The sequence below is a fragment of the Chryseobacterium oleae genome (genome assembly GCF_900115055.1).
In the GTDB taxonomy this organism is placed as follows: Bacteria; Bacteroidota; Bacteroidia; order Flavobacteriales; family Weeksellaceae; genus Chryseobacterium; species Chryseobacterium oleae.
This window is the reverse complement of the sequence record NZ_FOVD01000003.1, coordinates 170,613-183,971: the sequence shown is the minus strand read 5'-3', so window position 1 is coordinate 183,971 and position 13,359 is coordinate 170,613. Positions and strand designations below refer to the sequence as shown.

Sequence of the window (13,359 nt, the reverse complement as noted above, 5' to 3'; positions counted from 1 at the left end):
CCTTGTCAAATACCTCAATCTTTTACTTTTTGTAAATTTGCCGCTTAAAGAAAAAACAATGAAATATAATATCTACCAGATTGATGCCTTTACAGATCGCATATTTGGAGGGAATCCTGCTTGTGTAGTACCATTGGATGCATGGCTTGATGACGACATTTTGTTAAAGATAGCAAAAGAGAATGCAGTGGCAGAAACAGCTTTCTTCGTAGATAACGGTGAGAAAATACATTTGAGATGGTTCACCCCTGAAATAGAAATGGATTTATGCGGGCACGCTACCCTTGCTACCGCGCATTCTCTAAAAGCGATCTTAAACTATCCCGGTAATGAAATTATTTTTGAAACCTTAAGCGGGGATCTGAAGGTAACCGTTGACGATCAGCTGTATCGGATGGATTTCCCTTCAAGGATGCCGGTATCTGATGTTTTGCCAAAAAACATTCAGGATTCATTGAATATTCAGCCTAAAGAAGTTTTAAAATCCAGAGATTTTGTCCTGGTGTATGAGACTGAAGCTGAAGTAAGAGAAATAAAAATAAACAGGGTATTATTTGATCAGCTAAATCTTGATCCCGGTGGAGTAATAGTAACATCACCGGGAGATCATTGTGATTTTGTTTCGAGATTTTTCACTCCACAAGCTTCCATTTTAGAAGATCCTGTTACGGGCTCTGCTCACTGTTCATTAATTCCTTATTGGGCAGACAGGCTTGATAAGAATGATCTTTATGCAATGCAGGTCTCTGAACGGTTAGGGAAGCTCTTCTGTGAAAACAAAGGAGAAAGAGTAATCATCAGCGGGCAGGCCAGAACCTATTCCATCGGAACTTTATGGTTGCATTAAGGAAGTGATGACGGAATGAAAGTTATCTAAAATTTAATATAGCTTTTTGTAAAAGAACCAGAAAAATATAGAAATTCGCGGTCAATATTTTAAAATACTTATGACTTTCGATTTTCAGCCTCACTTATTTTCAGATCAGATTATTTTGATCCCTCTGTTGCCAGAGCATAGAGAAGAACTTTTTCAACAGGCAGCCAACCCTGAGGTTTGGGAATTGCATCCCAATAAGGACCGCCATGAAAGATCTTCTTTTGATCACTTCTTTGATCAGGCTTTAGCCAGTAAGACAGCGCTGGCGATAATGGATGCATCTGCGAACAAGGTTATCGGGACGACACGATTTTATGATTATAATAATCTCGAGAATCATGTAGCGATAGGATATACTTTTCTGGGAAAGGATTATTGGGGGAATGGTTTCAATAAAGCTGTGAAATCACTGATGTTTGATTATGCCTTCACAAAGGTTGATCATGTGGTATTGCATATTGGCGAGTCTAATCTCAGGTCTTGCCGGGCAGCCGAAAAACTCGGGGCCAGAAGGGTAGGAGAAGATACCCGCTCTTTTAATGGCGAACCGCCGGTAACGAATCTGGTGTATCAGATCAATAAGGATGAATGGAGGGCTGCAAATCATACCGATAGCAAACCTTAATTTAGACACAATATGTAATGACTAATGAACTGATCTTTAACTACATTCTAAAGATATTTTATCCAAAAAAAGTAAAAAGAAACCCTTTAATTATAAAAATTAGAGGGTTTTATATTTTGTGATGACGAATGATCAGGCAACCAACAGAGATTTTAAATTTTTATATAGTTTATTTATCAATTAATTTTTTCAATAATTAGTATATTTGCATTCAATTTAAGTGCAAAAATGAACTATCCCATCATCAAAGACGTACTCACTTTACTTGAGGAATTTGAAACGGAAAATGTTTCAGGATCTTACCCTTCAGATATTGAGGGATTTAAGGCTTGGATATCTTCAAAAAATATTCCTTCTGAAATCAATGAACCCTATTGGGAAGGAAAGGAAAACGGAAGAACGCCGGAAAGTGCAATCAGTACGTTGCTGGTTCACCTCAACAGGTACGCAAAAACCTATTCCAAATCTGCTATTTCAGAATCTCAGTTCGCGACACAGGAAGATTTTATTTACCTGATCAATCTAAAAGCTTTCGGGAAAATGACCAAAATGGAGCTGATTAAAAAGAATATTCAGGATAAACCCGTAGGAATGCTGATTATCGCAAGATTACTGAAGCAGGGCTGGATCGAGCAGGTAGATTCAGATATTGATAAAAGAAATAAAGTGATTAGTATTACCCAAACCGGTCTTGATGCGCTGGATCGCCAAATGGATAAAATCCGGAACGCTACGGATATTGTTGCTGGAAACCTGAGTTATCAGGATAAAATGGAGCTTATCAGAATTCTTAATAAGCTGGACCGTTTTCATTATCCTATTTTCTGCAGGAATATCGACACTAAAGACCTGATCAGGACCGTATTTGATGAATATTCATTTGAGAAAAACTGATTATAGTTTTCAAAAATTGAGAAGATGAGCAAAATTAATATTTTCTGGTTCAGAAGAGATCTGAGACTGGAAGACAATGTGGGACTGCATCATGCCCTTAATTCCGGATTAAAAGTCGTTCCTGTTTTTATATTCGATACCGACATACTGAATCACCTTGAAGACAAGGCAGAGAAAAGGGTAGATTATATCCACAAGGCTTTAGATGGAATCAATCAGGAACTAAAAAGTCATAGCAGCGCATTGAAGACTTATCATGGGAATCCATTGGATATTTTCAAAAATCTGATGAATGAATTTGAGATTGATACTGTCTTCTGCAACAGGGATTATGAGCCGCAAGCCATAAAAAGAGATGATGAGGTAGCTGGATTTCTTAGAAAAAACGGGATCAGATTTTCAAATTTCAAAGATCAGGTGATATTCGAAAAACAAGATATTCTTAAAAATGATCAGTCTCCTTATACAGTCTTTACGCCGTATTCAAAAAAATGGAAAGAAAGCTTAGGAGAGATTGAAGTTTATAGTACAGATTTTAGTCAATTCGCTCTATTAAAAGGGCATAATGATATTCTCACCCTTCAAGATATCGGTTTTAAAAAGACAGAAATAGAATTCGCAAAACCCACAATAGAGAAGAAAATTGTAGCCTCTTATCACCAATACAGGGATTTTCCGGCTATGGATCATACCACACACCTTGGAATTGCCCTGCGTTTCGGGACCATTTCAGTACGAACATGTGTCAGATTTGCTCTTGAAAATAACGAAACCTGGCTTAATGAGCTGATCTGGAGAGAATTTTTCATGCAGATCCTGTTTCATTTTCCTCACGTTGTGAACCATTGTTTCAAGAAAAAATACGAAGACATTCCCTGGAGAAATAATGAAGAGGAATTCAAATCCTGGTGCGAAGGTAAAACAGGATATCCCATTGTAGATGCAGGAATGCGGGAACTTAACGAAACCGGATTTATGCACAACAGGGTAAGAATGATTACAGCTAGTTTCCTGACCAAGCACCTTCTGATCGACTGGAGGTGGGGAGAAGCTTACTTTGCCACAAAACTGCTCGACTACGATCTTTCTGCGAACAATGGAAACTGGCAGTGGGCGGCAGGCTGTGGTTGTGATGCAGCGCCTTATTTTAGAATATTCAATCCCGAGGAACAAACCAAAAAATTTGACAAAGATTTGAAATATATCAAAAAATGGCTTCCTGAATCTTATGATCAAAAACCAATGGTCGAACACAAATTCGCCAGAGAAAGAGCATTGGAAACGTATAAAAAAGCATTGAATTAGGTCTTTGACCAACGATTAGAAAAAAAGTGTAACTAAAATAAAGAACATTGGCTAAAAAAGGAATTTTATTGGTAAATCTTGGGTCACCAAGATCCACAGCGGTAAAAGATGTAAGGGAATATCTCGATGAATTCCTGATGGATGAAAGAGTCATAGACTATCGGTGGATTTTCCGTGCTCTGCTTGTTCAGGGTATTATTTTAAATACAAGGCCTGCAAAATCTGCAGAAGCGTATAAAACGGTTTGGACGGACAAAGGTTCTCCACTCATTGTAATCACTGAAAAAGTGCAGGAGAAACTTCAGAAAATCGTTGATGTTCCTGTGGAAATAGGGATGAGATATGCGCAGCCCAGCATTGAAACCGGAATTCAGAAACTGGTGGATCAAGGCGTTTCTGAAATTGTACTTTTCCCACTGTATCCGCAATACGCGATGAGTACCACGGAATCTGTCATAGAAAAAGCCGAAGAAGTAAGAAAAAAGAAATTTCCGGGTATAAAAATCAATTATATCCAGCCGTTTTACAACAGGGACATCTACATCAATTGTCTGGCAGAAAGTATTAAGGAAAAGCTTCCTGAAAATTTCGATGCGTTGCAGTTTTCCTATCACGGCGTTCCGGAAAGACATATTTTTAAAACAGATCCTACCAAAACCTGTAATCTCAATGACTGTTGCTCAAGAGAAACCAATCCAAGCCATCAGTTCTGTTATCGCCACCAATGTTTTGATACCACTAAAAAAGTGATTGAAAAACTTGGCCTGCCCAGAGAAAAAACAATCGTTTCTTTCCAGTCGAGGCTGGGGAAGGATAAATGGATGGAACCATATACAGATGAAACTTTAGAAACCATTCCTGCAAAAGGCGTGAAAAACCTGGCGATCGTCTGTCCCGCTTTTGTGTCAGACTGCCTTGAGACCCTGGAAGAAATTTCAGTAGAAGGAAAAGAGCAGTTCCAGCATGCGGGAGGAGAGCAATTCCATTATATTCCCTGCCTGAATGATGAAGACCGGTGGATAGAAGTGGTAAAAGAACTGTGTGAAGAGAAACTGAAAGAGTTTTATTTGGTTTAAATACGCTGATACCTGTTTTTAAAATTTTAAATCCTGTGATGAACATTGCAGGATTTTTTTTGTTCTGGCTCCCTACATTTGCAAATGACATAACAGCATTTACAAGGTCTTTTACAAAAGCAAAAAATAAACAGGATGTAATTGATAATTTTATAAAGATGATGAAAGATACTTACGGTATTACGGTAACTTTCAGAGATTAAAAAGTAAGCATTATGAAAAATATTAAACAAATAGTACTGGTTATATTAAATATCAGCATTCCTCCTTTATTGTATCTTTTAATTATATTTTATATATTTTTTGCCCATGGATCAGGAAATGGAGCGGATATTTATGTAAAGACTTATGGTAAATATATAATGACCGGATATTTTTTAACTGGAATTGTGCATATGTTTTTAATATATCGATACCTTAAGATAGAAAAGCAGATAAAAATAATTTTACTTGTGATCTTACTTGCCATTTATGCATATATCACTTTTACAAATTATTAGCATTAAAACCATTAATATTGATACTAAAGACAGCCTTTCACAAGGCTGTCTTTTATTGATCTCACAAAACAGACAGATGTAATTTATTGGGTTAGTTCATTGTATTGTCTGTAAAAAGTGAAAAACATAACGCGCAGTGTATCTGATTGTGTGAAGTTTACAGGAAAGAATCCGCAGATGATTATAGCCTCCCTGATAACGCATCATTTTTTCTTTACAGACACTTTAACTTAAGTTTAACTCTAATTATAATTTCAGCGGCCACCGATATCCTCAGTAATAGCGTACTTTTGCGGTCAATAAAATAATGGAATATGGGATTGTTTGATATGTTTACACGGGAGATTGCGATTGATCTTGGAACTGCTAATACCCTGATCATATACAACAATAAGATTGTCATAGACGAACCCTCTATTGTTGCTATTGATCGCACTACGGGAAAACCTATTGCGGTAGGGGCACAGGCGAAGCTTATGCAGGGGAAAACCCACGAAAATATTAAAACGGTTCGTCCCTTAAAAGACGGAGTGATTGCAGATTTTCATGCATCCGAACATATGATTAAGGAATTTATTAAGCAGATTCCGGATATTGGAGGAAAGTTTATGCAGCCGGCCCTTAGAATTGTGATCTGTATTCCTTCGGGAATTACCGAAGTAGAGAAAAGAGCGGTGAAGGATTCAGCATTAAAAGTCAATGCGAAAGAAGTAAAACTGATCTATGAACCAATGGCAGCCGCTATCGGAGCCGGTATTGATGTTGAAAATCCGGAAGGAAACATGATCGTTGATATAGGAGGAGGAACTACTGAAATTGCTGTCATTGCACTGGGCGGAATTGTCTGCGACAGATCGTTGAAGATCGCAGGCGATGTTTTCACTAATGATATTGCCTACTTTATCAGATCTCAGTATAATCTGGATATTGGGGAGAGAACGGCAGAAAGAATAAAAATTGAAATAGGTTCAGCGCTGGAAGAACTTGATTTTCCTCTTGAAGATATTCCGGTACAGGGTAGAGACCTGATCACTGGGAAACCAAAAGAAATTATGGTCAGTTACAAGGAAGTCTTTAAGGCTATTGATAAATCCATCATGAGAATTGAAGATGCGATCATGGAAACGCTTGCTATTACGCCGCCGGAATTGGCATCAGATATTTATAAAACAGGTATCTTCCTTGCTGGAGGAGGAGCTTTGTTGAATGGTCTGGCAGACAGAATTCACCTGAAAACAGGCTTACCGGTTTGTGTAGCTGAAGATCCGTTAAGAGCGGTTGTACGCGGAACCGGAATTGCACTTAAGAACATCAATAAGTTTAGGTTTCTGATCAAGTAACTGAATCCGGCCAATGTCCTGATCATCATTAAAATTAATAATGAAAAAACTAATACTATCAGGTTTACTTTTCCTGTCAGGCTTAAGTGTCGGTCAGGAGAAGTCATCTGTTGTAACCGTTATTAAAAATAAGGATAAAGAGGTAAACCGGAAAATGCTGGATATCTATCAACAGGTAAAAATAGCTGATGATCATCCGCGATATGAGATAGAATTCAGCCAGGATGCTTGTGGCTATGAAATTTTGATCAATGATGTACCAGTGTATCGTTATCTTCAGTCTGGTTCTGTGAATGAGCAGCGTATTCCGATCAATGATCATATTCTGCTCAGTGGAAAACAGGAAATTACGATACGTTTGTTTCCACCGATGCTTTCAGATGGAAGCTGGTCTCCGACTTTGATGGATGCGTCCAGGTTTAAGATGAAAGTGATTCATCGTAAAAATAATGGACCACTGGAAGATCATCAATCAGTTTTTGAATTCAATACACCTAATCAACCGGGAACAGAAAAGTTTCAGGCCAGCGGACAAAAGTTTTTTGAATTTAAAGGTGTTTTTAATGCAAAGGTTCCTTATCAGCTGGAAGGCTGGCGTCATTCCAAAAATTTGAGCAAAGAAAATCAGGATCAGTTATTGAAAGAGGCAGTGGCTGCTTACAACAGTTTTAGAAATGTCCTGATCAAAAAAGATACTAAAGCCTATGCGTCACTGATGTATGACAAAGAAGTAGAACTTGCCAAAGCTTTTTACTGGAATAAACCTTCAGATTCTAAGGAACGGTGGAACGAAATGAGCACTAATATTCTCGAAAAAAGAGAGATTCTCCCATTGAAAGATTTTAAAATGGTTCTTTATGCCGGAGGGAAAATAGTAGCCCTGCAGCCAACCGATGAAATGTATAAAGACTACCTGTCTGCCATTCATTCAAGGACTCAGGATGACGATATTCAGGTTTCTTTTCTGTTGCACAAAAAGGAGGGTAGCAATGAACTGACTCCAATACGGTAAGTTTAAATCAATTTTCCGGTTAATACCAGATCTGTAATCATTACATTATCTTTATCATAAGAAGTAAAGCGTTGTATATTGATGATCTCAAAATTATTCACCTGAAGTGCTTCCGTTAAATAGTCCTCCTGGTGATAGTTCACATACACCTGATCACCGGTACTGGATGTTTGAAATCTGGATTTTGCATAATCATCTTCCATAGTACTCAGATAAAATACACCTCCTGGTTTTAACAGTTGGGATGCCTGAGCGATCAGATCAACAGCTTCTTCACGAACCAGATAGGGCAAACAAAAACCACAAATGATTCCGTCGAACCGTTTTTTAATCTGTCCGATTTCCCGGCAGTCCATAAGTTGAAATGCAGCAGTAGGATTATTAGCCTGAGCGAGATCTAACATTTTTGGCGACAGATCAATTCCCAAAACTTGATAATCAGGTTTTCTATCCAGTACATATTTCGTGATATTTCCGGGACCGCAGGCTATATCCAAAATCTCGGCATTATCAGCTGCTATATGGTTGCAGAAAAGATTGAAGGTTTCGCCAAACAAACTTACATCCATGAATTTATCCTGATAGATTTTTGCTGATTTGTCAAATGCTTCAGCCGCCTTTAGTATTTTCATGCTATTATTTTTTAATGTTACAGGTTACCATTTGAATGACTATAGATCATACATGGCTGATAATCATTGTCCAAATATAAAAAAAGACGATGGATTTTGTATTTAAATGATCGAAAGCTCGTTTACTGATAAAAAATAGCTGCATCATGACAATGCAGCTATTCTTATATTTGAAAAAGATTTGTTTCTAGTTACTTCTTGAGCGCGATATCGACAAAAGATACACCAGATGCGCAAACATACTTCTCTTTACAGATTCTATTTTAACTTCACCGGTGGTTTGGTTAATTGTTGTTACAATATCTGCGTTACATTGCCCGGAAAAGCTTCCGCTTCCTAAGTAGTTGGCAGAATTGGCCGTAGGATAAGAGACTCTTGGGTAGTCCGGTGCGATTTGTTCAGCAGCGGTGGCCCCTCCCACATATCCTTTGTGGTCAATGAATCGGGAAGCCCAGGTTCCCAGAAACTGTCCGTTACCGGTATTGATGGTTTGTCCTACCACAATCTGAGTGTCTACTGCTCTGGTAAAGCCCGCACATGAACTGTAGTGATTGACTCTTACCGTACAGGAAGAAGCATTGTCTGTAGGCTGGAAACATTGTCCTTCATAGATCGTCAGCCTTTGTTCAGCGGGTGATGTAGAAGTGTTCAGTAATGCTTTTGGAGAAAAAATTTCTTCAGGAGAAAGGAGGGTTAAAACTCCTTGTGCATTGGCAGCCACAATTTTGTTCTCAGCATTGGACAGACCTCTTACTCTAACCAGTCCGTCGACATCCAAAGTATGGGTAGGTGTGGTAGTATTAATCCCTACCTGAGATTTCAAACTGCTGAAAAAAACGACTGCAACAAAAAAGATAATTCTTGTTTTCATGTTATTTATTAGGTTTTAATGAGTTCTTAGATTTTTCACTAAATTAAGAAATATTTGTTATTGTGAAAACAAATTTCATTTAAATTATAAATATTAGAATAAAAATAATTTATAATCAAAAAATAAAGTAAAATAAACATATTATTTTTAAATATTGCTAATGTCTTAATTGGCTCATTTTTTTGAAAGGTTGCTCTCTGTTTGCTTGTTTCCATTTGGGAAATAATTGTATTTTAGCCAAAATATAGGATGAATTCATAAAAATATAAACAGCTGATTAAAATTCAGATAATCTGAATGAAAAAATTAGTAGATTTGCACGGAACAAAGCGAAAAAAATATAAATAGGTATTCAGTTCTCTGTATAAGCACAGGATACCAAAGGATAATAATAAATTTGATTAGGTTATAAAACTATTAGAAACTATGAAGAAACTTTTTTTACTTCTTTTTACAGCTTTTTTATTTATCGGATGCAGTTCTGATGACGACACTATTTATGATTATATAGGAACGTGGGCAGGAAAGTATACGGGAAGCGATGACGGAACGTGGAACCTTGTGGTAGCCAGTGACGGAAAAGTAACCGGAACCATGCATTCTACAGTCAATAGTGAAAATTATAATATTTCCGGACACTTAACTGAAACCGGCGATCTTACTGCTGTAATCGGGCTTCCTTCCGATGGAGAATTCAAAGGAACCCTTTCAAGAGAGAAAAAAGGAGAAGGAAACTGGTCAAACGCTGTTCCTACACCGGCAAGATACGGTATCTGGACAGGAGACAAAAAATAAAAACAGAAAGCCTGCAGATCACTCTGCAGGCTTTTTTATTGGGTAATTAAATTAAGATTGTGAATGACTCAAAGTTATTCGATATTTCCTTAGCCCAATCTTAACCTTATTCTGATGTCTGATGTCTCATATCTGAAATCTAAGTCCCAACAAACCCCATCTGAATAATTTCCTCTTTATTCCGGATCACTAAAAAGTAGAGTAGGAGCGTGGCCCCTGAAAAATGCTTTTTAAAACGAATCTCTTTACCGGCTTCCACCTGACGTTTTTCTTCAATATATTTCGCAGTATAAGTGTCAAAATCAGGCTGTATTGTTATGACAACCATTTCATCTCCTGAAATTTGATTTCCAAAATTTAGAATTCTGTACTCTTTTTCCTCCGAAACATAAGCTTCCGGATGAATATTTTCTTTTTCTCCAAACCTGAATCCTTTCAGCAGTTTTAAACCTTCCGGGTGTAAAAGTCCATTCTGTACCGTTCGTTTTCCGCGTTCTGAAACCGTATCAAGATCTTTAATCACAGTCATCAACTTGGCAAATTTCTGGTAGAGTACAGGATCACCCGCTTCTTTAGTATAACTTTCAATACAGCTTCGTATCATTTTCCCGGCTTTGGAGCAATGTCCGAATTCAGAGCTGTTCTGCCTTACTTTCTCATAAGAAGGACTTTTCTTGAAGGCTGTTTTATTGAATCCGCTTTTTTTTCGCACCACATTTTTCCCGTTCAGGCTGTAAAAAACCAGATCGCCTACGCTTCCGTTGATTTTTATTAAACTTTCGTACGTCGCCATATCACAAAATTGAATTCAAATATACTAATAAATAAGAGAAATCGAAATTTTAACATATATTTATCATATAGTTGTAGTATACTTATTCTATAATTTAAATATAAAATGTATATTTGTACATAATTAGTTACTTCATTTAAAATCAGATGACTATGAAACAGGGATTATTTGAAAAAAACTTAAGAATAAAGCAGATTTCTGTTCTGCTGATTGCCTCGGCGATGATCGTTTCATGCGGATCTTCCAAAAATGTATCTTCCAAAAAAAATACACGAACCAAAACCGTTGCGAAAGCCGAAAATCTAAGAAAACTGGATTCCAGATTTGATGGAAAGATTTCCAGATCCGTCAGCGATATTCTGAAGGATGCTGAAAAATACATCGGAACACCTTACAAATTTGGTGGAAACACTTCTTCAGGCTTTGACTGTTCCGGATTTACCGTAAAAGTGTTTGAGGAAAATGACTTCTCGTTGCCACGCAGATCTACAGATCAGGCTGATGCCGGACAGAAAATTGATATCAAAGAAGTGAAGCCAGGTGATCTTTTGTTTTTTGCGACAGCTGGAGGAAGCAGAGTCTCTCATGTGGGAATCGTTCACGATATCGGGGCTGATGGAGAGGTGAAGTTCATCCATGCTTCTACCTCAAAAGGAGTGATGATTTCTTCATTAAATGAAAAATACTGGAACAAAGCTTATCTTCACGCTCAGAGGGTTTTATAAAACATTATTTAAACTGATCATTGATATGGAGAACCGCACCTTTGCTTTTATTAAAACAGATAAAAAACTGATAAAACTGTTCTTTAAAGACATTACCATTATCAAAGGTTTGGGAAACTATGTGGAAATCAATACCACTTCCAATAAAAAATACATCTACTACAAAGCCCTTAAAGATTTAATAGAAAGTCTTCCGGATGAATTCATGAGGGTTCACAATTCTTATATTGTCAATTTAACGAATATCGACTATTTTGAAGACAACCAGCTGGTATGTCAGGATCAGAAAATTGCCGTAGCGAAAAGCTATAAAGACTGTCTGATTACAGCACTTAATAAAATGATGCTTTGAAAAAATAAGCGTAAAAAACTACTATTTTACATCACTCATCGTTAAAAACCTTCATACGGTTTCAGAACTTGAATTTAACGACTTCGAAAAACAGAAAACATCAGAAAATCACCATTCTGAATAATATTTCCTTCATACCAAATAATAAATTGGTTCAACTGCTCCATTCATTTTACATTCGCTAAAAAATAACAATGAATAAAGACAGTGCGCTTCACTACATCAACACTCACAATCTTGCCGAAATAAAAGCAGGCAGTCACAGAACCACTTTCCTTGAAATCTGGATGGTAACCGTTAACGACAGAATTTTTGCCAGATCATGGGGTCTCGCAGAAAAAAGCTGGTACCATACTTTTTTGGAAGATCCGAAAGGGCAGATTAGATGCGGAGAAGAGATTTTCAATATAAGGGCACTCGTTCCTGATGATCTTAAAGAACTTACGTCTAACATTAATACGGCTTATTTAACAAAATATAATACAGGCTCCAATCTCAAATATTCAAAAGGAATTATTGAACCAAAACACGTTGAGAAGACCATGGAGTTCGTTATTTGCGAATAATGAAGCTGTAGATAACCGTAAATAATTCCCATCGAAGACTTCTTTCCGAACTTGTATACTAGAACAATCTTTTGTACTTTTGACCTTCGGAACTGCGGGAAGCTGCAGGGATAATTTATACTAAAATCAAATAAGAAACATGTCGTTACAACAAACAATTGAAAACATTTGGGATCATAGAGATTTATTACAGAATGAAGACAGCCAGAAGGCGATAAGAGAGGTTATTTCTTTATTGGATTCCGGAGAACTTCGTGTTGCTGAGCCTACGGAAAACGGATGGCAGGTGAATGAGTGGGTGAAGAAAGCCGTAGTAATGTATTTCCCGATCCAGAAAATGGAAACTATTGAAGTAGGTCCGTTTGAATTTCATGACAAAATTCCTTTGAAGAGAAATTATGCTGAAAAAGGAGTAAGAGTTGTACCGCATGCGATCGCCAGAGAAGGATCTTTCGTAGCTTCAGGCGTTATTTTGATGCCTTCTTACGTGAATATCGGAGCATATGTAGATTCAGGAACAATGGTAGACACCTGGGCTACGGTTGGAAGCTGTGCACAGATCGGTAAAAACGTTCACCTGAGTGGTGGAGTAGGTATCGGTGGTGTATTGGAGCCGTTACAGGCAGCTCCTGTGATCATTGAGGACGACTGCTTCATCGGTTCAAGATGTATCGTGGTAGAAGGGGTTCACGTAGAAAAAGAAGCCGTATTGGGTGCGAATGTCGTATTGACAGCTTCCACAAAAATCATTGATGTTACAGGTGACCAGCCTATTGAAATCAAAGGAAGAGTTCCTGCACGTTCAGTAGTAATCCCGGGAAGTTATACAAAACAGTATCCTGCCGGAGAATACCAGGTTCCTTGTGCATTGATCATCGGTCAGAGAAAAGAATCAACAGATAAAAAAACATCTCTTAATGATGCTTTAAGAGAGAACAATGTAGCTGTATAAGCTGTGTTTTCTCTAAATTTTAAAGATTGATTTTAAAATTTATA

17 protein-coding genes are annotated in these 13,359 nt (G+C 37.4%); 14 read left to right on the top strand and 3 right to left on the bottom strand.

Annotation, left to right across the window (positions count from 1 at the left end):
• Positions 1-58: 58 nt before the first annotated feature.
• The 9 genes from BM143_RS11475 (at position 59) to BM143_RS11440 (ending at position 7,629) form a co-directional block, all read left to right on the top strand.
• On the top strand, positions 59-847 hold the full coding sequence (locus BM143_RS11475) for a PhzF family phenazine biosynthesis protein (RefSeq protein WP_090024615.1): 789 nt from the start codon (positions 59-61) through the stop codon (positions 845-847).
• Between the two features lie 100 nt (positions 848-947).
• Positions 948-1,502, top strand: a complete 555-nt coding sequence (locus BM143_RS11470; protein ID WP_090024614.1) for a GNAT family N-acetyltransferase — start codon at positions 948-950, stop codon at positions 1,500-1,502.
• 228 nt (positions 1,503-1,730) lie between these two features.
• The gene (locus BM143_RS11465) at positions 1,731-2,396 is read left to right on the top strand and encodes a MarR family winged helix-turn-helix transcriptional regulator (RefSeq protein ID WP_090024613.1); all 666 of its coding nucleotides are present in this window, start codon (positions 1,731-1,733) and stop codon (positions 2,394-2,396) included.
• Between the two features lie 24 nt (positions 2,397-2,420).
• Positions 2,421-3,701: a cryptochrome/photolyase family protein gene (locus tag BM143_RS11460; RefSeq protein WP_090024612.1), complete on the top strand. Its 1,281-nt coding sequence runs from the start codon at positions 2,421-2,423 to the stop codon at positions 3,699-3,701.
• Between the two features lie 47 nt (positions 3,702-3,748).
• On the top strand, positions 3,749-4,777 hold the full coding sequence (hemH, locus tag BM143_RS11455) for a ferrochelatase (RefSeq protein WP_090024611.1): 1,029 nt from the start codon (positions 3,749-3,751) through the stop codon (positions 4,775-4,777).
• A 38-nt stretch (positions 4,778-4,815) separates the two neighbouring features.
• Positions 4,816-4,980: a hypothetical protein gene (locus BM143_RS23995; RefSeq protein ID WP_167375279.1), complete on the top strand. Its 165-nt coding sequence runs from the start codon at positions 4,816-4,818 to the stop codon at positions 4,978-4,980.
• Between the two features lie 12 nt (positions 4,981-4,992).
• Positions 4,993-5,277, top strand: coding sequence for a hypothetical protein (locus tag BM143_RS11450; protein WP_090024610.1), 285 nt, complete (start codon positions 4,993-4,995; stop codon positions 5,275-5,277).
• 314 nt (positions 5,278-5,591) lie between these two features.
• The gene (locus tag BM143_RS11445) at positions 5,592-6,617 is read left to right on the top strand and encodes a rod shape-determining protein (protein WP_034731267.1); all 1,026 of its coding nucleotides are present in this window, start codon (positions 5,592-5,594) and stop codon (positions 6,615-6,617) included.
• Between the two features lie 40 nt (positions 6,618-6,657).
• A complete protein-coding gene (locus BM143_RS11440) occupies positions 6,658-7,629 on the top strand; it encodes a hypothetical protein (protein WP_090024609.1) in 972 nt (323 codons plus the stop codon).
• Between the two features lie 2 nt (positions 7,630-7,631).
• Here BM143_RS11440 and BM143_RS11435 read toward each other — a convergent pair whose 3' ends face one another.
• Positions 7,632-8,261, bottom strand: coding sequence for a class I SAM-dependent methyltransferase (locus BM143_RS11435; protein ID WP_090024608.1), 630 nt, complete (start codon positions 8,259-8,261; stop codon positions 7,632-7,634).
• 187 nt (positions 8,262-8,448) lie between these two features.
• A complete protein-coding gene (locus BM143_RS11430; RefSeq protein WP_090024607.1) occupies positions 8,449-9,132 on the bottom strand; it encodes a hypothetical protein in 684 nt (227 codons plus the stop codon).
• Positions 9,133-9,558: 426 nt separating this feature from the next.
• Here BM143_RS11430 and BM143_RS11425 point away from each other — a divergent pair, with 426 nt between their 5' ends.
• Positions 9,559-9,927, top strand: a complete 369-nt coding sequence (locus BM143_RS11425) for a hypothetical protein (protein ID WP_090024606.1) — start codon at positions 9,559-9,561, stop codon at positions 9,925-9,927.
• 139 nt (positions 9,928-10,066) lie between these two features.
• Here the strand turns inward: BM143_RS11425 and BM143_RS11420 are convergent, their stop codons facing one another.
• The gene (locus BM143_RS11420; protein ID WP_090024605.1) at positions 10,067-10,720 is read right to left on the bottom strand and encodes a hypothetical protein; all 654 of its coding nucleotides are present in this window, start codon (positions 10,718-10,720) and stop codon (positions 10,067-10,069) included.
• A gap of 152 nt (positions 10,721-10,872) precedes the next feature.
• Between BM143_RS11420 and BM143_RS11415 the strand changes: the two genes are divergently transcribed.
• The 4 genes from BM143_RS11415 to BM143_RS11400 all read left to right on the top strand — a co-directional run bounded on the left by BM143_RS11415 (position 10,873) and on the right by BM143_RS11400 (position 13,315).
• The gene (locus tag BM143_RS11415) at positions 10,873-11,445 is read left to right on the top strand and encodes a C40 family peptidase (protein ID WP_090024604.1); all 573 of its coding nucleotides are present in this window, start codon (positions 10,873-10,875) and stop codon (positions 11,443-11,445) included.
• A gap of 25 nt (positions 11,446-11,470) precedes the next feature.
• Positions 11,471-11,797, top strand: coding sequence for a LytR/AlgR family response regulator transcription factor (locus BM143_RS11410; protein WP_090025006.1), 327 nt, complete (start codon positions 11,471-11,473; stop codon positions 11,795-11,797).
• Between the two features lie 194 nt (positions 11,798-11,991).
• Positions 11,992-12,363 carry a DUF2255 family protein gene (locus tag BM143_RS11405; RefSeq protein ID WP_090024603.1) on the top strand — a complete coding sequence of 124 codons (372 nt, stop codon included), beginning with the start codon at positions 11,992-11,994 and terminating at the stop codon, positions 12,361-12,363.
• Between the two features lie 139 nt (positions 12,364-12,502).
• Positions 12,503-13,315, top strand: coding sequence for a 2,3,4,5-tetrahydropyridine-2,6-dicarboxylate N-succinyltransferase (locus tag BM143_RS11400; RefSeq protein ID WP_034731252.1), 813 nt, complete (start codon positions 12,503-12,505; stop codon positions 13,313-13,315).
• Positions 13,316-13,359 lie beyond the last annotated feature (44 nt).